The following is a 23,838-nucleotide window of genomic DNA, read 5'->3' as shown; positions in this document are numbered from 1 at the left end:
CACATCCCGGGGGGAAAGACCTTGATAACCCTGTTGATAAGCTTCTAAACTGCTGCTGCTGAGGATAACTTGGAAGATGGGTTTATTGAGGGACTGCCAGAAGTGATGATTTTGTTTGTCTTCCGGTCGTTGGATAGAGAAGCTAGTGGTGTCGAGAATTAGGTCTGGGGGATGGTGGGAAAAGAGGGTTAATAGTTCCTCTTGCACTTCAATTTCCCGGAGAGAGGAGAGAAAGATGGGGACAGTTTCCATATTTCTTTGGGTGAAAGCGCTGATTAAAGCATCGATAGCTTTGGTATTACCCGCGAGATAATGGGAACGATAGAAAAGTATCCAAGTCCGTGCTTGGGGTTGGGATAGGGTTATCTGGGAATAGATTCCCCACCTAGGGACAACCCTAGGAGGAGAGGGAGAATAGTCGAGATGGAGACAGGTATGCGCGATAAATTTAGCAGCATTAATCCAGTTATCTATCCCTGCTTCCGTGAAATAGCACCATAACTGATTAACAGTAGTCAGGGAAGCAGTGGAATGACTCATCAACTCTAAATCCGGTTTATCCTCTCCCGGGAGGACAAATAAAGTCGCACCGGTGTCCTCGACAATTTCCTTAACTACTTCCAATCCGTAGGACCAACTCCCACGTCCCCCCAATAAGCGAAGAATAATCACTCTTGCTTGGGATAGTACCTTGTCCCCATAGTTATCGATACTGTATTGCTGCTGTAACTGCGATAAATTGAGGGCGCGAATTGCGGGAAAATTATCGGGTAGATGGTCGATAGCTGCCGCTAGAGTTTGAATATCGGTATCAGCCATGGTGAGGAGAACAATCGGGGCCGGATTTTGGTCAATAATAATCACCCCTTCGGTATCTGCTGTCCAACCACCCGCTTGGGGAGCAATACGATGCATAAGTTTTGAGAGTCAGGTTAAATAATGATTAGGTTTTGAGAATCAGGGTCTCGATCGAGGGATCATTCTTAGGTAGATAGAGATGATTATATCTGTCTGCGGCAATTTATAGCAGTTATCTTAATGGTGAGGTGCGAAGTTTTCGTTTTGGGGAGCCAGTGGTCGGTCGTCAGGAGTTGATATCAAATTAGGTTACATTTCCCACTTATGAGAAACACTGTTAAGAATAGGGATTGGGGAATAGTAGGGGATAGGGAATAAGAAAACTTGACCAAACCCCAGTCCCCAGTCCCCCCATCACCTTACTGATGACTGATAACTGATAACTGATAACTGATGACTGATAACTGATGACTGATAACTGATAACTGATAACTGATAACTGATAAATGATAAATGAACGCTTCTCCCGCTTATGTTTGCTGTCAAGTGTTGTCATCTACTCACCTCGAACAAATTCGTTCTTGGTGGGGACAGTTGGCAATACAGGTGACAGCACCGAGGATTAGTCTAAGTGAAAGAGATCTTCCCCCACAGACAGGAGAAATCTATCAACTCTTGCTTTCCACTGACCTACAAGCTTTATTGTTAGCCAGTCCCCAAGGGAATAATTTTCAGTACGAAGTCCGCATTAGTTTTGAAGCGAACACGATTAAAAATTTTCTGCAAGGACTGGCTGTCAAGTCTCTCCACAACCCAAAAATTCAGCAGGGTTATCAAATTTTAAATCTGCCTCTATCCATTAATGTCAGCAGTTTTCAAAATAAAATTTTAGTCAAAATTCTCTCGATAATTTCTTCTCCGTCTGCTGATAGAGATTGTTCCCGCATCTTCTCCGTTTGTCAACCGGTAGAAGCTGCCCTATCCCAACAAATCCAACAGGAAAGATTATTAAACCAAGTCATCACGCAAATGCGTCAGAGTCTGGAGTTACCGGTGATTCTGGAAACCGTAGTCAGGGAAGCGCGGGAGTTTCTGCAAGTGGACCGATTGTTAATTTATCAATTTTTCCCCAGTACCGGTGAGGTAAAGGGAAAAATAACTTCCGAGTCGCGCATTTCTGACCAGATAAATTCGGTGTTAAATTTAACCCCCGAAGACGATTGTTTTTCCTATATTCCCCAATACAAAGAAAAGTACCGTCAAGGATTAATTCTGGCTGTGGATGATGTGGATGTTAACTATTCTTCTTCCTTCTGTTTGTCCGAATTTTTGCGACAACACCAAGTGCAATCAAAATTAATCGCCCCGATTGTGGTACAAGAAGAATTGTGGGGTTTATTAATTGCCCATCAATGTCAAGAAAAACGCCAATGGTTGCCGCAAGAAAAGAAATTTTTAGGTCAGATTGGTGAACATCTCGCCATCGCTATCTATCAAGCGCAATTATATTCTCAAGTACAGGAACAAAAAGATATTTTTGAACGCCGGGTAATAGAAAGAACCCAAGAATTACAAGATACTTTAATGGCCGCAGAAGCCGCTAACCTCTGCAAAAGTGAATTTTTAAATAATATGAGTCATGAGTTATTAACTCCCCTAACTTGTATTATCGGTTTGTCCAGTACCCTGCAAAAATGCTCGGCAGCTAGTAATTTTTTACCTCCCGACAAACAAAAACAATATCTAAAAGTTATTCAGGATAACGGCAATAAACTATTAGAATTAATCAATGACTTGCTTAATTTCTCGCAAGTTTCGGCAGGAAAAGCTGTTTTAGATATTAAACAATTTTCGCTAAAATATCTCTGTAATCATGTTTTAGAAATTATCAAAACAGAGGCAGAAATTAAAGAAATTAATCTAATTTTAGAGATGAAAATTACCGAAAAAGAGCATTATTTTTATGCCGATTATGATCGAGTTCAGCAGATACTTTTGTACTTGTTAAAAAATGCCCTGAAATTTACCCCCGAACAGGGTGCTATCACGCTGAGACTGTGGAAAGAAGGCAGTCAGGTCATTTTTCAGGTAGAAGACACGGGCATCGGCATTCCTGCTCAAAAAATACCGCTTCTGTTTGAAAAATTTACCCAGTTGGATGGCTCTCGTAAACGTCGTTATGGTGGTATGGGATTAGGATTGGCCTTAACTAAACAATTAGTGGAACTGCATCGCGGCACGATCGAGGTAGAATCTTGCTTAGATAAAGGTTCCATTTTTACCGTCCGTTTACCTCAACAAAAGCCCCCCAAATCCCAGCGCCAACCCTCGGATAATAATCCCCATTTTAATCACCACCATCCCACTGTAGTTTTAATTGAAAGTGACGAAGAAATTGCCAATCTTATTTGTGAGTTATTGATGGTGGCACATTATCAAGTTATTTGGTTAATCGATAGTGTCTCCGCTATCAAAAAAATTGAGATCGTGCAGCCAAGTATTATAATTGTCGATCGAAAAATGCCCGATATATATCATCTCTGTCACCTTTTAAAAAAATCTAGCCAAACTCAAGCCAGTAAAGTGCTAATCTTGAATGATACCCCTGAAATCAGCGTTAATTTTCTCGGTCGTCATGGCATTGACGACTATCTCCTCAAACCGATTCAACCCTCCCTATTGTTGGAAAAAATCCGCTATCTAACCGCTTTATAAGTAGGGTTTGCGGCAAAAAGTTTTTCGGTGCGGGTAGGGTGTGGGGTGTGGGTTGTGGGGTGTAGGGTGTGGGGTTTTACCAATTTTCATCTGGTCAATACTTTTCCTTTTTCCTCAGAAAATAGGACTTGAAAACTAACTATCAAATAGCTAATTTTCAAGTCCTTAATTGTAGGAATCCTAGACTAAATTAGGATTCACTCTCGATATAGATAAATAACAAACCCATAACCACGGCTGGCATTAACCAACAGACGATCGGGATTAAAATCCAAGGCAGATAAGAAGCTGCGTAGGCACCAGTCATGTCAAATGCTCCTAGTAAAAAAATAAGGAAATGATAATCAGGTAGAACAAGGGTTAATTATTGATTAAAAACCCCGCGCATGATGCCATCAACGACACCAAGATTTTCTAGGAGGAAATAGGCCACAAAAGCGCCACCCATACCACCAATAAAGAAACCGGCGGCGAATTGACTCCAACCCTCGGAGGATTTCAGCGGATCACCACTAGCGGCCTTACCTTGGAAAGAGACAAGACCATAACTAGCTAAACAACCCGTAGCCAAGAGAACCATGGCCAAAGCGGGGATTAAGCCGCCGAGATTGGCATATTCCGAGTCTCTCAGGGGACCCAGGACAACCCAGGGACCACCGAGGAAATAACCGTGGGCCATACCCACTTCTAGACCGCGCAGAATCGGAGCTAGACCGGGACGATAGGCAGGTAAGTTACCAATAAAAGCTTTGGTAAAACCAGAAGCGGAAATGGGGGTAGCTAGATGACCAATGAACGGATCATCATTGTAGGGTGTCACCACCTGTTTGTATCCAGTTTCAGCCATTGTGTTTGAGTTCTCCTTTTTCCGATCAACAGGAAAATTGATCATAAAACTTTAAGATTACACTTTAGGCCTAAGAATTACTTCAAGCAACCCCATCGATCGAGTTTTCAAGGGTTGACGGCTGAAACTCTCACAATTCGTTACATTTCTCTCAGGAGACGGGGGAGATGGGGAGCCTTGTTTCAGTGTTGCCAAAGGCACGGCGTAGCCGTACAGTAAACAGTAATCAGTGAACTGAAAACTCACATCTGATACTAAATCCGTTGAGTATAGGCGACATATCAGGATAGGCAAGAGGCAACCCCCCCGACGTCGGGGGGGCAAGAGGCAAAAGGAGGAATAGATAATCAGTCTTTAATAACTGGATTTAGTATGATAACTGCTCACTGATAACTGCTCACTGATAACTGCTCACTGATAACTGCTCACTGATTAAGGGATAATCAACACTGGACAGGGGGCAAGGTTAATAACTTTGGTGGTGACGCTTTCGGACACACCTTCGCTGGTTAATCCTAAACCGCGACAACCCATAACGATCAGGTCGGCATTAACTTCATCGGCCACATCACAGATGACAAAAGAGGGTATTCCCTCCCGTTCAATCATTTCCGCAGTGATGTCAGCTTGGGCAAAAATCGCCCGCACCGATTGTAACAATCTATCCACCGCTTCGATCGAACTCATCTTATCGTCGGGGGCAATTTCTCCGGCGGGTGTCGTTTCCACCACCGACAACAGGATCAAACGACTGTCAAAGATTTTGACTAATTCGATCACACTACTGGTCGCGTCACGACTTTCGCGGCTGTGGTCGATGGGAAATAAAATCGTCTCAAACATAATTAGCAAGTCTCTCCAATCAAATTTTTCTGGGCAAATCAGTCTTAGAACTGCAAAACTGATCCCCAAATCTGAAATAATCTTTGTCAAAGTAATTGCCGCAAGTAGCGATACCCTGATTTAATCTTTATTGTACGGTAAGCAATCTAGGAGGTTATGGGCTGTGCCAAAAAAAACAGTAGCGAATTTAACAGAAGCTGATTTAGCGGGCAAACGGGTCTTAGTCCGGGTCGATTTTAACGTTCCCATGGACAAAGCCACCGGGGCAATCAGCGATGATACCCGCATTCGGGCGGCACTACCAACCATTGAGGATTTAATCAAAAAAGGGGCTAAGGTTATTTTATGCAGCCACATGGGTCGTCCCGACGGTCAAGTTAAGGAAAATTTGCGTCTGACTCCTGTGGCTAAACGTCTCTCGGAATTATTGGGCCAAGAAGTAATCATGTGTCCCGATTGCATTGGTGAGGGAGTCACGGCAGCGATTAGCCAAATGTCTAACGGTCAAGTGGCCCTTTTAGAAAATCTGCGTTTCCACGGTGAAGAGGAGGCAAATGATCCCGATTTTGCCAAAAAATTAGCCGCTAATGCCGATTTATACGTTAATGATGCTTTTGGTACCGCCCACCGCGCCCACGCTTCCACGGAAGGCGTTACCCACTATCTCAGCCCCTCGGTGGCGGGTTATTTGATTGAAAAAGAGTTAAACTACCTACAAGCAGCTATTGAAACTCCCCAACGTCCCCTAGCGGCGATTATCGGCGGTTCTAAGGTTTCTAGTAAAATTGGCGTGATCGAAACTTTATTGGAAAAGTGCGATAAACTGCTCATCGGTGGCGGTATGATCTTTACTTTCTACAAGGCCCGCGGTTTAAGTGTTGGTAAGTCTTTGGTGGAAGAGGACAAACTGGAATTAGCCAAATCCCTGGAAGCGAAAGCTAAAGAAAAAGGAGTGGAATTCCTCCTTCCTACCGATGTGGTGTTAGCGGATAAATTCGATAAAGATGCCGAGTCCCAAATCGTCAAGGTCGAAAATATTCCCGATGGTTGGATGGGATTGGATATCGGACCTGAATCAGTTAAAGTTTTCCAAGAAGCTTTATCTAACTGTAAATCTGTCCTCTGGAATGGCCCGATGGGGGTGTTCGAGTTCGATAAATTTGCGGCGGGTACAGATGCGATCGCTCACACTTTAGCCGATTTAACCGCTACGGGTACAACTACCATTATCGGTGGTGGTGACTCGGTAGCGGCGGTGGAAAAAGTGGGAGTGGCGGAAAAAATGAGCCATATTTCCACCGGTGGTGGCGCTAGTTTGGAATTACTCGAAGGTAAGGTTTTACCCGGTATTGCCGCCCTCGATGAAGCCTAATTATCGCTAATATCTCAGGTTTAAACAAGGTGGGTCCTGGCCTGCCTTTTTTTATGAATTAGGGAGTGGGTTTTTAAAGTTGGATTGGGAGTTAATCATACCAGGACTTTTGCTGCAAAAATAGTTGAGTCATTAGGATACTTCAATTGCGGTAAAATCCACCCGCTGATATAAATCTGTCAGGGATATTTGAAAATCTAGAGAAAACAAAGTTAAAATCGCTTCTTGATCGTGATAATCCCGGAATGCCCAATGATCGCCTCTTTTATGAAACTGTTCTATATAATAACCATATTGGTCGATTAAAATATATTCTTCAAAACTATTAAGAGAGCGATAAAATTTAAACTTATCACCCCGATTATAGTCTTGAGTAGATTTTGATAAAACCTCGATAATAACCTGTGGATTGGTAATCGTATCGGTGCGTCCTCTTTCAAGAATTGGTTCTCCCTTAACGATCATAATATCGGGATAGGTGTACATATTATAGGCGGGTATGGCCAAGCGTAGATCGTTGATAAATATATCATAGGCTTGATTCTGGATAGTTAAGGGAAATTTTCTACAGAAATTCAAGGCAATGCGATTATGGTTAGGAGTTCCCCCAGTCATAATAATAATTTCTCCATCTCGATACTCGTGTCTGTCGGTGGCAGTTTCCTCTAGTTGAAAGTATTCTGCGACTGTGTAGCGTTTCTCAGTGGTTGCGACCATATTGCCCCCTTGAAAGCAAAGCTCTGTTTTTATGATAACCTGTTTTCTGAAAAGGTAAGTAGCTGGTTATAATTAAATTAAAAATGGATTTTAGGTTCGATCCCCCCTGCCCCCCTTGATAAGGGGGGTGTCTGATAATTTTTAACGCCTACCTACTTATAATTATCGGTTTTAATCAGGTGCTGACTGCCGGATAAATATCGAGAGACCTTGTTAACAAGGTCTCTCCAAAGTGGGTGGGATTATTGTTGCTAATTTGCTAATCCGGTTGGGATAATTTGAGGATAGCGCTAGTGACTTTCATGCTTTCTTGATAAAGCACGTCCTGGCCCCAACGCTGTAACTGTTTACCTAGCAGAGTTTCTGTTTTTTGGTCTTCCAGATGGGACACTTGTTCAACGCGGCAAGATTGGGCCCCTCCCGAAGCTTCCATCCGCATACAGCCAGTAGTTCCCGAACAAATTACCGTACAACAATCAGCCTGAAGATTAGTAGAAGTGAGTTTAATACTAATCAGATCTCCTTGTACTTCACCCCAATCGGCCACGGGAACACCGGCTAATTCCGCCTCAATTAAACGCTGGTCCTGACCGAGGAAGCTAATCCGATGAATAGCGTAATCTCCCGACCGGTGACTATATCCCACCGGTCGCCATTGTAACCGGCTGGCCATCCAACCGAGGAACATAAAAGCTTGGCAAGGATTGCCCTTTTCGTAATCAATAGTGATGCGATCGACTTCCAGAATAGCATCCCGGCGCTCCGGTGGATCAAAAGCCTCGGCGGTTAGTTCTTGCCAAGGGGCGAGACGACTCCAGTTCAGGTCAGCTAATGGTACATCTGTTGCTAATAAATCCCCCACCTGCAGCAGTTCCGTTTCCGGTTCCCGAAAAGTGCTGGAATCGACGATAATCGTATCACATTGACTGGCCAAACGCTTAAATAGTCCATATTCGCCGTCGGGACTGGCTTTCCACCAGAGAAATTTGGGCAAACTGGGAATAGTTAACTCGGAAATAATGCCGCCAATTCGTTCCAAAGCTTCCGCTGTACCGCTTAAAGTAACGTATTCACAGCAAACTAAAGTGTTCTGACTACGTTTGTTAACGGGACAATAGGCAGAAACGGAGGCTTTCACCCCTTCATCGGCCTCGGCGGTGGGACAGAGGGTAATAATGCGACAGGGATTGGAAGCAGCGATCGCATCTGCGACCCCAATCGCATCCAAATCGGCGGCGTATTGACGATGATTAGCCCCGTCCTCGGCGTTTTTTTCCGCTTCCCAGGCCGCCCTTAACCGAGCGACAAATTCATCGCTAGAAAGCCCAGTTACTTCTAGTTCTAGGTCCTTCTGGGCGACTTTGATCGCGGCGTGAGTCCGGGGACCGGCAATACCATCAATCGGGCCGGTGTAATAGCCGAGAAGGGTTAACAATTCCTGTACTGCGTCGGGTTCATAGACAATAAAGCTAAAGGTGGTGGCCCGGGTGGCGGCCATACCATCCTCATTATCATTATAGGATTGCCAGATATCGCGCAGTTCCTGCTCGATCACATCGATGGAAACATCTTTCGGTGCTTGCAGGGCGACAATGGGGGGGCTTTGGGTGGTCATGTCAGTTATCAGTTATCAGTTATCAGTTATCAGTTACCAGTTAAGTAGGGAGGCACAATTATTTGTAGGATGGGTTAGCGGTAGCGTAACCCATGCGGGCGTTGGGTTTCATGCTTCAACCCAACCTACGTTCATCTTATATTTAATTTCACCCACCCACTTATCAGTTATCAGTGATTCAGTTACCAGTTATCAGAGGTGAGTTATCAGTTATCAGATGTGAGTTTTTAGTTTACTGATTACTGCTCACTGTTTACTGCTCACTGATTACTGGTCACTGTTCACTGTTTTAGAGTCTTCGCCAACGACGGCCATCGCGGTTAAGGAGAAATTCCGCTTCTGTGGGTTCCCAGGTACCCGCTTCGTATTGGGGTACGGAGGCGGGATCGGCGGGAGCGTCCCAAGCGGCGAGAGCGGGAGTAACGATGCGCCATGCTTCTTCTACCTCGTCAGAACGGGTAAATAGGGTTTGATCTCCTAGCATAGCGTCTAAAAGTAGGCGATTATAGGCATCGGCACTGGTGACACCGAAGGAGGAACCATAACTAAAGTCCATTTCTACCGTGCGCGTGCGTAATTCCGACCCCGGCATTTTCGCCTCAAAACGGAGGGCAATACCTTCGTTAGGCTGGATTCGCATACTCAGTACATTTGCATTAGTTTGTTGGGCTGCCGATTGGAAGATTAATAACGGCACATGGCGGAATTGGATGGCAATCTCGGAAACTTTTTTCGGCAGACGTTTACCGGTACGCAGATAGAAAGGGACACCCTGCCAACGCCAGTTATCTACCATTAATTTCATGGCCACGTAGGTGGGGGTGGTCGATTCCGGATTAACCCCCGGTTCTTGCCGATAGCCCAGAATGGGTTTTCCTTTCATCCAACCGGCTTTATACTGGCCGCGGATGGCGGATTTTTCCAGGTTATTAATATCGGCCAGGTGAGTCGCTTGCAGGACTTTGACTTTTTCGCCGCGGACACTATCAGCGTTAATAGCGTTGGGCGCTTCCATGGCCGTCAAGCAGAATAACTGCATCAGGTGATTTTGCACCATATCGCGCAAAGCTCCCGATTTTTCGTAATATCCGGCCCGCTCCTCCACTCCCACGGTTTCGGCCACGGTAATCTGGACGTGATCGATAAATTGACGATTCCAGAGGGGTTCAAAGATAGCGTTAGCAAATCGGAACACCAATAAGTTTTGGACGGTTTCCTTGCCTAAATAGTGGTCAATGCGATAAACTTGGTTCTCCTGACAAACCTCTTGTACGACTCGATTGAGAACTTGGGCAGAACTGAGATCTTTGCCAAAGGGTTTTTCGATCACTAACCGGTGTTTAATTGGGTCTTTCAGCATTCCAGCCGCGCCAAGGTTTTTAAGACCGGGAGGGAAGAAATTAGGAGAAACCGCTAGATAAAAGACTCGATTGCCACGGGTTCCCCGGATTCCGTCTAATTCTTCCAGAAAAACTTTCATTTTGGCGTAACTTTCCGGATCGTCCATGTTGCCGGGGAAATAGTACAACCCTTGGGCGAAGTCTTGCCAATATTCCTCACTGCCAATCCCGTCGGAAAATTCTTCGATGCCTTGGCGCATCTGTTGGCGAAAATAATCATGACTCCACTCTCGGCGCGCTGTACCAACGATGGTTAATTCGGCCGGTAGTCGTCTTTCCCGTTTCAGTTGATAGAGAGCAGGAACCAGTTTTCTTTGGGTTAAGTCTCCCGATGCCCCAAAAATGACTAAAATTAGGGGTTCTGGGGTTCTTTCTTGTCGCAATCCCACTCGGAGAGGATTTTCGAGCAGCTTTACCATAGGATTTTGTCTAGCCGAGGTGCATTATTTTCCAGTCTAGCGAGAATACCCGACGGCATACCTAAAGTAAAAATTAACAACCACAATCAGTAATCAGTAATCAGTAATCAGTGATCAGTAATCAGTGACCAGTAATCATACTAAATCTGGTTATTAAAGACTGATTATTGATTCCTCCTTTTGCATGAGTGCCTAGGCCTTTTTGAGATCAAAAAGTTCCGGGACTGGGAGTGAGCGGGGGGAAAATTGGGGGACTTTTGCCCTGAAAATTAGGTAATTGACCTCCTAAAAATGGGTAAAACCCCACAATCTAACCCTAAGAAAAACTTTTTGCCGCAAACCCTACTTATTTTTTGGCGGTTTTAACACAATCGAGGGTACGGACGATGGCGGCTGCTGCGTAGTTACGACGGGCGGGATCGTTTGGTACAAAAGAACTACCCCGTTCGTTCAAGGGAGAGGCCACACCGCAAAATCCCGACATCTGGGTAATTAAACTGGCGGCCCAATGGCCGGAAGTATCGGAAAAATTGACGGGGGTTTTAGTTTGGGCTAAATCGGGGGCTTGTTTTTGCTGAGTTTTCAGGTAGGTGGCGGCCTGTTTGAGAATCGCCATCAATTCGGCCCTGGTGATGGGGTCGGTGGGACGGAATTCGCCGTTAGCTTTGCCGGCAACAATACCATTGGCCCGGGCCCATTGGATTTTTTTGGCACTCCAGCGCGTCGCTTCTACGTCGTTAAAACTGCCGCTGCCGGGGGGAATCTCTTCTAGGTTAATTTTGGTGACAGTTCCCATCCCTTCAATAATCATCGAGACGAATTGTTCCCTGGTGACGGGATTTTCGGGGCGGAAGGTGTTATCTTCTTTAAAACCGGCCACTACCCCAAGCGCGATCGCTTTTTCAATCTCAGTTTTATAGATATCGCCGCTAATATCCTGAAAACTAGACCCAGAACTGGGGGGAGGAGTGGTTTCGCTGAGGGGAGGTCTGCCGGTGGCTGCGAGAACTTCCGCTTCTTTGCCGCTAAAGTAGAAGTGGCCTAAACTTTTGCCTTCAAAGGTACGACGGCTAAATCTCCAACCCGGTTCGAGGATAATTTTCATAAATCCTGTTTGCATTCCTCGGGTTCTTCCCACCACTAATTCCGGTCTGCGCGCATCCCGGGGAGTTCCCACTAAGTATAATTCGCCATTGCGTTCCACAATACGCAGGATGTAATCTAGCCCAAAATCCCGGCCATCGAGACGGATAGAATAACCATTACTATCAGTGGCGCGGCGACAAATGCCGGTAAAGTCAAAGTTGAGGAGCAGCGGGTCAATCATGACGGGATTTGAGCCGCTTTCGCTCCAACACTTCTGTTTTCCCGGAATTTGTTCCAATACTAGCAGGTCAAATTTATTACCTCCGTAGGGACGAGCGATCGCTACTACCTGGGTCTGCTCGATGTCCTGTTCGTCAAAGTTGGCCGCTGGTGTGGCAGTTATGCCCAAGGTCATTAGGGCGGTTAGGGCGATCGATAATCTGGCTTTCATAATCTTTATCTATAAGACGCTTTTTGCAGTAAAAATAGACGTGCTAGTCCCAATATTCTAAGACTGAATACTTCTGGTTGTTGTTCCAGACTGCGCCGGATTGTTGTCTGTCCGCACAAGTTTTCTCTCAATCTTCAATTTCCGAACCTATTGATCCGAGCAATATTCTGCTTGAACTGGTGGGGTGATCAATATTAATTCGGTTGACTGTTGAAGCTAGGCAGATTTTGGCGGATTGTTGAAAATTTTAGCCAGCCATTCGAGTCTTAGGCTAAGATGGGGAGAGAGGCTTTTAATTGACCGCATCCCTTGACTTCCTCACAGGATTTAAGCCCAATAATTGCCTAAAAAATGGCAATTAATCGATTGAGGGCTATCAGTGCTGCGGTGAATTATCATAGTTTATTAGCTCTGGTGAGCCGTTGCCCTTTCTTTGGTGTGTGTGAGGTAAACAATTATGAGTAACTCCCCTGGCGATCCTTCTTCTCGTCCTAATCTTTTTCTGAGTATCGGTCGATTTTTACGCCGGCCTTCTACTTTAATTGTCGGGGGAATTACTCTCCTAGGAATTACCTCCCTTGGCTATTTTACGACTCGTTATTTAGTTTATGAACGTCTCACCCCAATTTTAGATAATATCTTCAGTGAAATGCTGCATAGACCCGTCAGGGTAGGTAAGATAGAGGGCTTTTATTTTAATCGCATCCGTATCGGTAAATCGGAAATTCCAGCTACGGCCAATTCTGCTGATAGTTTATCTATTGATGCGATCGAATTGGGATTAAATCCGCTGCCCTTACTTTTAGGTCTGCCGCTGCCGGTTGATGTCAAGTTAATTAATCCCAGTATTTATCTCGATCAGGATAAAAATGGTCAATGGCTCGATAATTTAGAAAAAATATCTAGTAACTTTGAGCGGGAGGCACCTATTAAGTTAAATCTGGGTGTTCAGGTGGAGAAGGCAGCTATTACTATCCAACCCTATACCCTGAAAAAACCGATAGAAATTAAAGCCGATGGTCAGGGAAGATTTCTTGATAATCAAAGGCAACCTCTCACCTACGATCTTAGCGCAGAAATCCTCAAAAGTCAAGTAAAAATTCAAGGAGAAACGGCGTTAAAAACGGGTGAAAGTCAAACTAATCTTCAGATTGATCGTTTAAATTTAAGTGAACTATTAACTTTAATTCCTAATCGCAATTTCCAATTCAATCAAGGACAAGTAAATGCCAATATTGCTCTCAATATTCCCAGTTGGGCAAAGCTAAATCAAACCGAAGGAAATGGTAATTTTCAGGTGACGGATGTAGCGGGAAAATTCCAACCTTTTCAGTATCCAATTAAGCTAACAACTAAGTTAAATTTACAGGGAGATAAAGTATTAGTTGAACAGGCGAACGCAAGTATTGGCAAGATTAAAACTGAGGTGAGAGGAGAAGTAAATTGGCAAACTGGTTATCATCTCAATGTCGCTCTAGAATCGGTGGATTTACAACAACTTTTAAGAATTATTTATCTGCAATCACCTCTAGATTTACGGGGAGAAGCACGCTCTACTTTTCAAGTGACGGGAAAACTAGATCAACCTCTAATTAAAGGAACTGTTAGCAACAGCAAACCGATTATTTTTGAGCAAATTCCTATTCAATCAATAACCAGTAATTTTCAAACAAATCTCAATCGTCTTAATTTAGATAAAATTCAAATTAAACCCGTCGCAGGTGGAGAAATTAAAGGAGAAGGAAAATTGCAGTTAAATATTCTGCAATCCCTGCAAAAAAATCAACCTCTTGACGGGACCAAAATGCCGATTGATTTGAATTTACAAGCCAATTTTCCCACGAGAAAAATTTTATCTCAACTGGCAACAATTCCCGCTAAAATTAATATAAACGATCTGCAAGCTAATATTAAAGCTAGGGGTAGTTTAGGACTGCCACAATTATTAATTAATTGGCAAATACCCAGGGTTAATCAGTCAGGATTAATCAATGTTGCCGGGGAGGGTAAAGTATTTTTAGGGGGCAACAAAATAAATTTAACCGATACGGTCATTAAAACAAATGGCGGCAAACTACAGGTTAATGGTAATGGTGATTTTACTAGCAAATTAGTCCAGGGAAAAATCACGGGTAATAACTTTTTATTGACTCCTTTTGTGCCTCTTGTTTGTCAATATTTAGATAGCATTTGCCCCTACCTAGAAACCTTAGAACCCTTAAATTTAGAGACAGCTAATATTCAAGTTAGTGGCAAAATTGACCAACTTAATATTAATACTTTAAACGGAGTTGCTAACTTAAGAATTAGCGGTAAACAAGGCACAATTTCAGTCAATAGTCAAGTATTGCAAGGAAATCTTCAGGCTAACGCTTTCTTAGCGGGATTGCCGATTAATTCCCTATTGCCTAACTTACCAACCCAGGTTAAATTACTGCAATCGCAAATTAATTTACAAGGTTATTTAGGAGAATTACTAAATAATAAAAATAATATTTTCAGCAGTTGGCAAGGTCAAGGGAATATGGAGTTATTAGTAGATAATAATCCTTTAATTGCCACAGCCAGACTGAATCGAGGTTTTCTGACAGGAACAGTCAACACTGGGGGAATTAGTCTCAATCCTCTAGTGGAAAATTTAACAGTTCCCGTTAGTTTAGGCAGGGCAAAAATCAGCTTTGCTGGCAGAATAAATGCTCTGATTAGCGGTACTTTAACGGATTTACAAACTTGGCGCGGAGAGGGGGATATACAGTTATTTGTCAATAATCAATCCCTGAGAACGACAACCCAACTGGAACAAGGTATTTTAAGCGGTATAGTTAATACGGCTGGCATTAACTTAAATCCGTTTTTACCCAATATAAATATTCCTGTTAGTCTAGGGAAAACCCAAGTCAATTTCACCAGTGCAATCAATAATTTACTAGCGGGAAAAATCCCTAATTTGTCCACCGTCAATGCTAGGGTAAATACTCGGTTGTTAGTGGATAATAATCCGATTAATACTGATATTCAGTTAAACAACGGTATTTTTAATATTCTCAGTAGCTTAGAGCGTTTTCAGACTAATGTTCCCCTAGCGTTGAATATTGACCAAACGAAGTTTCAAGCGACAGGAAATGCCCAAACTATTTTCGACTCTCTGCTAGAAAAACGACTCAACTTAAGCAGTGTCAAAGTAGTTTTTAACTCTCGTATTAATGTAGCTAAAGGAGAGATTAAAGCTAAGGCACAACTGAATAATAATTTCTGGCAAAGTGATATTATTGCCGCTAATCTTGATCCCGCTGCCCTAATGGGGCAATTGCCAGGAATAAAATCAATCTCGATTCCTAACTTAGATTTTAGTGCCAATTTAGCGGGAAATATTAAAGAAATTTGGCAGGGAGTAACACCAATTCAGGTTAATAATCTTTCGGCACAGTGGGGAGAAAATAGCTTTAATGTGCGAGGAAATATTCTTTTAGCTAATCTTATCAGTCAACCCGATATCGCTGAGGTTAACTTAAATCTACAGGCAAAAACCGACCTTGCTACTGTACCGCTAACTCAGATTATATCGCTTTTACCGATCGATCCTCGTTTGAAACCCAGAGAATCGACACTGACAGGGAGCGGAGAATTTCAAGGACAAATCACGGGAAAAAATCTCTTAACTGCTTGGCAAAAAGTGGGAAATATACAAATCAAAGGAGATATAAATTTAGCGAATTTTAGCATTAATGATCGACCCTTTGAACCTATCTTAAAAGGAAGTATGCAAGCAGGAATCGGTCAAAATATTAGTTTAAATCTGCGGGGAAATCAGGACATTATTGACCTAACTTTCGATCCTTGTCAACAAAATAATTGTCTGCTGCCCTATCTTCCCTTAGGGATAAATATTCGCCAAGCTTTTGGAAATAAAACTCCTTTTCTAGCAACAGCTAAACGAAGCGGCGAAAATTTCAATGTTCAGATTGCCGATTTTCCCCTAGAAATCCTGAAAATATCTCCCACGGCAGCCTACAATGTTCCGGGGATTATTGCTGGACAAGTGAATGCTAATCTAGACATCAATTTATTTAACTTACAGGGACAGGGACAACTAGAGATTAACCGACCTAGTTTAGGTAACTTAATTGGGGAAAAATTAACGGCAAATTTGGTTTATCGGGATTCCATAGTTCAACTGCAAGAAGGTAGTTTACAAGCGGGTGCCAGTCAATATAATCTGCAAGGTTTATTTAATTGGCAAACCCAGGAAATAGAAGCTAAACTCAGGGTAGATCAAGGTTATATTCAAGATTTATTATCAGTTGCTAGTATCTATGATTTAACCAGTTTAATCAACCTTTTCTCCTCCGAGAGTAACCAGGCTATTCAACTTAGTCCCCTAGGAGTAGGTAATCCCGAAGCTTCCCTAGCACAACAGGTAAATTTGCGGGCAAAAATTGAAGAAATAATCCAGCAATTAGCAAGGGAAAGAGGGGTAGTCGGGATACCTTCTGAACTAGATTTTCGCGGCCGTTATCAAGCAAATATAGCCTTAACTGGGACTTTAAAAAATCCCGATCTTAGCGTAAAATTTCAGGGCAGTAGATGGGAATGGCGACCCCAAAGACCGACGGTAAATATTGTTAACCCTCTGGGAATTGTCACCACCGATACCCAATTAATTCCTATTGATGAAGTAACAATTAATCTTAACTTAAATCGTCAGTTGCTCAGGATAGAACCGATTAGATTAAAATCACGAGATTCTTCCGTATTTTTAGCGGGTGATTTTTCCCTAAAAAAAGTAGAGGGAAGTTTTGCCGTGGAAAATCTTTCTCTCGATCTCTTGAGAAATTTTGTGCAGTTTCCCTTAGATTTGTCCGGTAGTCTAAAAACTCAAGGACAAATTACAGGAACTTTATTAAATCCTCGTATTCAGGGTAATTTTGCCTTTATTGACGGTGCAATTAATGCCCAAAATATTAATCAAGATATAATTGGTTTATTTACCTATAACCAGTATCGTTTTGATTTGCGGACAACCTCCTCCGAATCAATCCAACTCTATGCCAGCATTCCCTATCCTCCCTTACCGGGTAATGATCAATTAAAAATCCAAGCAAAATTGGGAACCGATGCAATCAAATTAATTGAAGCTATCAGTCAAAACGCCATCGAATGGGTTAACGGTGAGGGAGAGGTAGTTCTTTCAGCGACGGGAAGATTAGATATAAAAGAGGGTTTAAAAATCAAAGATTTAGAAGCAAATGGTATAGTTACTCTCAATAATGCCGCTATCCGCAGTGTTGCTTTTCCAGAGATTTTAACCGTAAATGGCCGCATTGGGTTAACCCCTGAAAACTTAACAGTAGAGGAATTACAAGGCTCGATCGCTGACAGACAAATTTCTGTGGTGGGAGTTTTACCTTTCTTTCAAGCCATCAAAAATAATCCTAATCCCTTAACAGTTAATATTCAAGAGGGAGATATAGCAATTAATGGCCTTTATCGGGGATTAATTGCTGGGAATGCCATGGTAACGGGAACAATTCAGCAACCAATTATCGGGGGGAATGTGCGTCTTTCTAGGGGTAAAGTTTTTCTTCCTCGCACCCCAGAAATTAATCAAGAAACGGATAAACCGGTGAGTCGCTGGTTGCAGCCTCTCAACATTCCTCAGACGACAAATATTACTCCAGTTTTAAATAATTTCCAAGTGTCTTTAGCGGGATTATCCATCGAACAAGAACCTTTGTATCAATTTGATTTTAGTGGTGCTTTAACCTTGAACGGTCCGCTCACTCCACTAGAGAAATTACAAACCAATGGAGTGATTAATCTCGATCGAGGACGGGTTAGTTACATCGATACGCGTTTTCTTCTTAACCGACGCAATCAAAATGTTATTGTTTTCGATTCTAGTCGCGGGTTGGGACTTTTTAATCCCTTTGTTGATATTCAACTGCGAACAATTCTCAGCGAATTTTCTCAATCTCGTGATTTTGCTATCTCCCGTCCAGGGGGGGATTTTCCTAGTAATGAAATTCCCGATGATAGCCTCAATCGCATTCAAAGGATTGATGTCACCCTCAGCGTTGAAGGGGAATTAAACCGCTTGCTACCAAATTTAGGACGTAATATCAATGAAGTGTGCCAAATTCGTCCCGATAGTCCACCTTTTCCCCTAGAGGAAAACTATACAGATACAGAATTACAAAAAGCTGCTAATTGTTTACAAGCAGTGGCTTTTGCTAGAGGTGAAGATGAGGGATTGCTTAATACTCCCCTAGTTAAATTAACCAGCACTCCCCCCCGCAGCCAAGGGGAAATCGTTCGACTTTTGGGGGAACAATTGCTGTCGGTTTTTAATGGTTTACAGGGGAAAAATACGGAACAATTAATTCAATTTGGAGTGGTTCAGTTGGCAATTCCCCTCTTAGCCCAAGGAGTCGTGTATGATGTGGAAAATGCGGTTAGTAATGCGATCGGAGCAACGGATTTTAATATTCTTCCCAATTTGGAAACCGTCTATCGAGTTAATTCCCAGTCTTTTATCCGCTTCTCCTACGATTACAATTTGAATGAGTTTACCGTCCGCTATCAAACCCAATTTTAAAGTAAGATTGAGAGATATAGCATAATTCAGAAGTTAGGAGACAAGGGAAAATTAGGTTATACTTCATCTTACTTGATATTCTATGATTATTCGCGAGGCTAAAGAAACAGATTTACCAACAATTATCGAGATTTATAATGCTGCTGTTCCCACTCGCAAGGCAACCGCAGATTTAAAGCCTATTTCCCTCGAAAGTCGGCGAGAATGGTTTGAAAAGCACGATCCTGAACAGTATCCCATCTGGGTAATAGCGATCGAAGGTCGGGTGGTGGGTTGGCTGAGTTTACAGATGTTTTATGGTCGTGTCGCTTACCAAAAAACGGCAGAGGTTAGTTTATATATTGCCCCCGATTATCAAGGTCGTGGAATCGGTAAATTATTAGTAGAATATGCCTTGGAGCGCTGTCCCCAATTGGGTATATCTAATCTTATCTGTATTATTTTTGCCCACAATCAAGCCAGTATTTGTCTCTTTGAAAAATTCGGCTTTCAACGATGGGGTTATTTACCCCAAATTGCCGCTCTAGACGATTTTCTGGCTGATGTGGTCATTTTAGGGAAAAAAGTCGCTTAAATAGGCAATTTCTCCATAGCTAGACTAAATTCTAGACTTAATTGAATATAAGCATTTTCTGATTCGCCTAGAGATGGTTTCTGGGTGAGAGAAAAGAGATAGTCCTCATACCAAATCTCAGAACTTCCCGCACATTTTTCGTCTCTAAATAACCATTGTTGAAACACTTGTTCTCTCCCATCCTGAGGGGCAACAATCTGATAAACTTTTAGAGATTTTTTAGCAATTCTCTGGCTGCCCTTGCTGGTTAATTGATAACCTAACAAGTTCAAACAATTACGAATAATCGTCAGAGGACGGGCAGTATTAGAGAGGTTAATCTTGGTGATAGTTTTAATCTCGTTGCGGTTTTTAATGGCGATTTCGGCCATTTTTTGTAAATCGGCATCATGATTAGTTAATTCTCTTTCAGGGTTAGCTAATAATACGGGAATTCCCAACACTTCTAACGTCCCGATAATCACTCCTAATTGACTACCATTAAAATCGGGAATAAATAAACTTCCCTGACCTGATTCTATCAGTTTACGGGCAATTAAAGCATCTCGATCGCACAAAAATTGTCGCCCAATTGTCAAAAAGTAATGTAGGCGTAGTTCTTGATACCATCCCTGATCATCTTTAATCACTAATTGCGGTGTGACGGGGATTCCATAGCGTTTGTATAGGTCATATTTCCTGATAATTCTCCTTTCTTTCACTGACTTAATTAACTGTTTTTTTAGCCAACGATATTCTGATTCCGTGATCTCGTCTGCGCTGGCAATTTCCTCGCATTCAGAACGATAATTATGTTCCCTAATTTCCTCAATTGCTGCCGTTAACTGATTATTTATTTCTAGTTCTTCTTCCTGATTCCGTTCTTTAATTCTATGACCTTCTGCTTGTAAAATACCTAGAATTGACTGACGATAATTAAGCATATAAGCATTTACTCGCACAGCCATTTTTGCCCAGCAGAGGAGAGATTCCGCTTGAAAAGTTGTATCTAAATCCTCCAGAGATTCTAAATCTGACTGGTGTAATAAGCGAATATTAACCTCCGTTAGTCGGTGTCCAGAGGTGAGAAGTTTGGGGATAGAAGTGGAACCATTGCCCACCTGATTAAATCCGTACACTGCTGACCAAATATAACGAGGAATATTCTCTCTAATTCTCCCTAAAAATTGAGCGATAGAAGTGGGAGTTTGAATCCCCTGTGCTAAACACCAAACCGAGGTAAAGTGTTGCTGAATATCAATACTAATTCCCGTTTCGATCGCAGGACTAGCTAGAACTATATCATAGTTAAGCAACAATTGATTTAAATTGCCAATCGCCTCATAGGCAGCGTGACTAGAATCTTGCAATGACTCTGAGTCTATCCGCAAAATTTTCTTCTGGGGAAATTGCTTTCTTAGATAAAATTCTAGGGTAATTGTCCCCCATTTACTGGTTAACTTTTGTGCTGACAGACAAACAAAAGGTTTTCCTCCCTCTTTAATATGTTTGACTAAATCATTAACTAGCTGTTGGGGAGTATTATCAGAGTAGTTATAAACTCGCCAAGCTTCCTTATAATTAGGTTTCCAATCGTTACTAATTAAAAAATTTTCTAGTTTAATCGCCGCTAGAGAAGTTAAGTATTCTAGGGAAATATCACTTAAATCAGCATCGGCAACTAGGACTTTGCCCCCACTGCTGACCACAGTTTGCAGCAGGGACTTTAGGGATCTTAAAATTGCCACACGATTAGTTTTACAAGTATCCCCATTTAACCCATGCCATAGAACCTGTTCGATCTCATCGATAATAATGATAGCTTCTCGCCAATCTTCCGCTTGAAATTTAGCTTGTGATTGGGGATGGAGAGAGTCAATACATAAACCATAACCGTAAATTTGTGCCGCAGGATTGTCCCTAACTTGACTGATATAGTTTAAACCAAAGCGTTGACATAACTCCTCCACCAGTTTCACCCGATGACCGATAACTAAAACTTTTTGTTGATTGGCAATAGCCTGTTTAACTATCTTGGCTAAAAACTCAGTTTTCCCCGTACCTTTAGCCGATTTAATCGCCATTAACTGCGCTGATGTAGGGATGGCAATATCTGGCAAGTAACGGCTATTTAACTCTAGATGAGGTGGGAGAGTTAAACTATTTAAACTCGCTGCCTTCCAAATTTCCCAAGAGGTAGCTTTTTGATAGACTTGTTGGAAGTAATCTTCCCCTCGATTGATTAGTAAATCATCCACCCCTTTACCATCAGCAGCATCCCAAGTAACCACCTTTACCTCACAGTTAGCCTGACTGAATAGATAACCCATTCTCTGTAAAGCTAAATTAACCGCTTGTTGGGTTTTTGGTTTAGTTTCTTGATCAAAAACTAGATAAATCTTTCGTCCGGAATTAGCTAATTTTTCCAGCTGCGGAATTAGATGAGATTTGCCGATTCTCCTACCTAGTTCGTCCTTGGGAGTACGATAACCATTGTGAATCCCTGGTAAGGCAATTGTCACATAACCTGCTGTTAGTAATGCCCCCGCTTTTTTCGCTCCTTCCGTAAGACAAATAGGTATCTCTGGATGTTTGATTACCCAAGACCAAAAACCGAGATCCTCTTGCTTATTATCCACTTCTTCAGTTAAAATATTAATACTGATAGACTGGGCTATCCTTTGCCAAATTTTCAGGGGAACCCGCAAAGCAAAGACTCCCGTAGGGGTTTGGGGGGGATGTTCGTACTTAATCGGTTTAGCCTTATCGAAGCTTAAACGGGGAAAATCGGGCTTAAAACAGCCCCAAAGGTCATAATTACCAGTTAATAAGTCAATTCCTGAACACCACCAACCGCCTTGACTGGTATGTTCATAACGCTTGAGAATACTATCCCTAACCCTGCCATCATTGCGTCGCGGTAATTCTTGGGAGTAGAGTAGGTATTCACTGGGAGATAACCCCGCTAAACTGGTGACATTGAGATGGATTAACTCCGCGTCCACCCCGCTACCACGCCATTCTTCTAAATATTTCATCCTTGTCCTCTACTGGCTAGACGCTATATATAGCGTTTTTGTCCTATTATTCTAGCGGTAAGCCACTAAATAGCGAAAAGATAAATTTTACTCTCTCAGAGGTTCTCGGAGGAAATTTGACTTTTAATCCACTCTTGTCTTAGATTATCGAAAAGTTAAGTAGTCGTGCAAAAGGAGACAGGAGACAGGCTTCGGCCGTGAGATCAGGCTTCGACGGTGAGCTCAGCCGGTAGTGATCCGATAGTAGTGGCGTAGCTCTCTTGCTTATCTAGCCTGAGTTGTAAAGATTCACAAGCTTCAATATTTCGTTGTCCTAAATGGGGTTCTTGCCATACCATCAAAAATGGTTCTACACATAATGGCAAACCAAAACGTAAGGGTAAAGATTGTGGTCGTCAGTTTGTAATTAATCCTAGTAATAAAACCGTCTCTAACGAAAACAAAAAATTAATAGTTTGGGATCAATAGCTCGGGTAATTTCACATTCACGGCAACCAGTGGTCAAAGCACTCTTGAGATTTTGGGAATACTTGGGACTCCTAACGATAGTTCTGATATTGCCTTTGATGATTTAATAGTGAGTACCGTAGCCGTACCCGTACCCGAATCTGAACCTCTAGCCATGTTAGGTTTAGTAACCGTTATCGGATTCGGTACCGGCTTGCGGCGGAAACTTGCTAAGAATAGTCAGAAAAAATAAGTCCCGCAAAAATAAGAAAAAGGGACAGAAATAACCTTGATCCTATTCCTTTTGTCTCGTGCCAAGGTTCTACATTGGCACGAGAAAGGGGAGGATATCCCTCCCTTCCCTGATGGGTTACACAAAAGCTAGAACCTCTGGAAATGCGTTGCAAGGGATACCCTGGCAACGAGGTAAGACTATACAGAAACGAGAAGAGCCAAGTTATCGTTGAAACTGCTATAATTAGTAAAATCTCAAGAATAGTAAAATTATATGAATGCACTGAAATACCAAACAATCATCAAAAATGGTCAACTTAGTTTACCTCCCCTCGACTTACCAGAAGGAACAGTGGTCGAAGCGATTTTATTGATTAAAGAAGCTGCTGAAATGGATGAAACAGACTATCTGCTTTCCACAGAAGCTAACCGTCAACATCTCCAAGAGGCAAGAGAATCTCTTAAAAATCCTGATAGTTATATTTATGTAGATGCTGCTAACTTATCAGGAAAGTCGCCTTTCTAACCCGAAGTTTTGATGAGTTTAACCAATGGGTGATCGCAGATAAAAAAGTTGACGCTAAAATTGTCAGCCTTATTAAAGATGTTCAAAGAGAGCCTTTTTCTGGATTAGGAAAACCAGAAGCATTAAAACATGAACTATCAGGATTATGGTCACGACGCATTACAAAAGAACATCGCCTAGTT

Annotated in this window: 17 protein-coding genes; 8 read left to right on the top strand and 9 right to left on the bottom strand. The window is 42.4% G+C overall.

From position 1 onward, the window contains the following. Positions 1 to 915, bottom strand: a 915-nt coding sequence (locus PX482_RS11800; protein ID WP_288122467.1) for a cobaltochelatase subunit CobN, incomplete at its 3' end; no start/stop codon positions are given. Between the two features lie 396 nt (positions 916 to 1,311). Between PX482_RS11800 and PX482_RS11795 the strand changes: the two genes are divergently transcribed. After that, complete coding sequence (locus tag PX482_RS11795; protein ID WP_002757139.1) at positions 1,312 to 3,513, top strand: hybrid sensor histidine kinase/response regulator; 2,202 nt, start codon at positions 1,312 to 1,314, stop codon at positions 3,511 to 3,513. 190 nt (positions 3,514 to 3,703) lie between these two features. Here the strand turns inward: PX482_RS11795 and PX482_RS11790 are convergent, their stop codons facing one another. The 3 genes from PX482_RS11790 to PX482_RS11780 form a co-directional block, all read right to left on the bottom strand. Then, positions 3,704 to 3,820: a photosystem I reaction center subunit VIII gene (locus PX482_RS11790; RefSeq protein ID WP_002737043.1), complete on the bottom strand. Its 117-nt coding sequence runs from the start codon at positions 3,818 to 3,820 to the stop codon at positions 3,704 to 3,706. A gap of 57 nt (positions 3,821 to 3,877) precedes the next feature. After that, the gene (locus tag PX482_RS11785; protein ID WP_002757141.1) at positions 3,878 to 4,360 is read right to left on the bottom strand and encodes a photosystem I reaction center protein subunit XI; all 483 of its coding nucleotides are present in this window, start codon (positions 4,358 to 4,360) and stop codon (positions 3,878 to 3,880) included. 432 nt (positions 4,361 to 4,792) lie between these two features. Continuing rightward, entirely contained in the window at positions 4,793 to 5,203 is a 411-nt protein-coding gene (locus tag PX482_RS11780; protein ID WP_002757143.1) for a universal stress protein, read from the bottom strand. 163 nt (positions 5,204 to 5,366) lie between these two features. Here PX482_RS11780 and PX482_RS11775 point away from each other — a divergent pair, with 163 nt between their 5' ends. Beyond that, complete coding sequence (locus PX482_RS11775) at positions 5,367 to 6,575, top strand: phosphoglycerate kinase (protein WP_002757146.1); 1,209 nt, start codon at positions 5,367 to 5,369, stop codon at positions 6,573 to 6,575. A gap of 132 nt (positions 6,576 to 6,707) precedes the next feature. On the opposite strand, the gene PX482_RS11770 is transcribed toward PX482_RS11775, so the two are convergent. From PX482_RS11770 to PX482_RS11755, 4 genes are all read right to left on the bottom strand, one after another. Beyond that, positions 6,708 to 7,292 carry a Uma2 family endonuclease gene (locus tag PX482_RS11770; protein WP_147071604.1) on the bottom strand — a complete coding sequence of 195 codons (585 nt, stop codon included), beginning with the start codon at positions 7,290 to 7,292 and terminating at the stop codon, positions 6,708 to 6,710. 259 nt (positions 7,293 to 7,551) lie between these two features. Next, positions 7,552 to 8,907, bottom strand: coding sequence for a glucose-6-phosphate dehydrogenase assembly protein OpcA (gene opcA, locus PX482_RS11765; RefSeq protein WP_288122465.1), 1,356 nt, complete (start codon positions 8,905 to 8,907; stop codon positions 7,552 to 7,554). Between the two features lie 289 nt (positions 8,908 to 9,196). Further along, a complete protein-coding gene (zwf, locus tag PX482_RS11760) occupies positions 9,197 to 10,726 on the bottom strand; it encodes a glucose-6-phosphate dehydrogenase (protein ID WP_002736082.1) in 1,530 nt (509 codons plus the stop codon). A 346-nt stretch (positions 10,727 to 11,072) separates the two neighbouring features. Continuing rightward, the gene (locus PX482_RS11755; RefSeq protein ID WP_002757153.1) at positions 11,073 to 12,263 is read right to left on the bottom strand and encodes a DUF3747 domain-containing protein; all 1,191 of its coding nucleotides are present in this window, start codon (positions 12,261 to 12,263) and stop codon (positions 11,073 to 11,075) included. Between the two features lie 457 nt (positions 12,264 to 12,720). Here PX482_RS11755 and PX482_RS11750 point away from each other — a divergent pair, with 457 nt between their 5' ends. Beyond that, entirely contained in the window at positions 12,721 to 18,858 is a 6,138-nt protein-coding gene (locus PX482_RS11750) for a translocation/assembly module TamB domain-containing protein (protein WP_288122464.1), read from the top strand. Between the two features lie 82 nt (positions 18,859 to 18,940). Next, positions 18,941 to 19,432: a GNAT family N-acetyltransferase gene (locus PX482_RS11745; RefSeq protein ID WP_002757157.1), complete on the top strand. Its 492-nt coding sequence runs from the start codon at positions 18,941 to 18,943 to the stop codon at positions 19,430 to 19,432. On the opposite strand, the gene PX482_RS11740 is transcribed toward PX482_RS11745, so the two are convergent. Beyond that, the gene (locus tag PX482_RS11740; protein WP_002757158.1) at positions 19,429 to 22,449 is read right to left on the bottom strand and encodes a plasmid replication protein, CyRepA1 family; all 3,021 of its coding nucleotides are present in this window, start codon (positions 22,447 to 22,449) and stop codon (positions 19,429 to 19,431) included. The two genes, PX482_RS11745 and PX482_RS11740, sit on opposite strands and share 4 nt — an antisense overlap. 273 nt (positions 22,450 to 22,722) lie before the next feature. Between PX482_RS11740 and PX482_RS28085 the strand changes: the two genes are divergently transcribed. The 4 genes from PX482_RS28085 to PX482_RS11720 form a co-directional block, all read left to right on the top strand. After that, positions 22,723 to 22,917, top strand: coding sequence for an IS1/IS1595 family N-terminal zinc-binding domain-containing protein (locus PX482_RS28085; protein ID WP_423251347.1), 195 nt, complete (start codon positions 22,723 to 22,725; stop codon positions 22,915 to 22,917). Positions 22,918 to 22,969: 52 nt separating this feature from the next. Then, on the top strand, positions 22,970 to 23,149 hold the full coding sequence (locus PX482_RS11730) for a PEP-CTERM sorting domain-containing protein (protein WP_223212949.1): 180 nt from the start codon (positions 22,970 to 22,972) through the stop codon (positions 23,147 to 23,149). Positions 23,150 to 23,404: 255 nt separating this feature from the next. Beyond that, positions 23,405 to 23,656, top strand: a complete 252-nt coding sequence (locus PX482_RS11725; protein WP_288024270.1) for a hypothetical protein — start codon at positions 23,405 to 23,407, stop codon at positions 23,654 to 23,656. Next, positions 23,635 to 23,838: Txe/YoeB family addiction module toxin (locus tag PX482_RS11720; protein ID WP_288122469.1), on the top strand; the 204-nt coding region annotated here is incomplete at its 3' end. The genes PX482_RS11725 and PX482_RS11720, both read left to right, overlap by 22 nt.

Origin of the sequence: Microcystis sp. M53602_WE12 (assembly GCF_030065455.1) — a bacterium.
GTDB classification, from domain to species: domain Bacteria; phylum Cyanobacteriota; class Cyanobacteriia; order Cyanobacteriales; family Microcystaceae; genus Microcystis; species Microcystis aeruginosa.
This window is presented reverse-complemented; position numbering and strand designations above follow the sequence as displayed.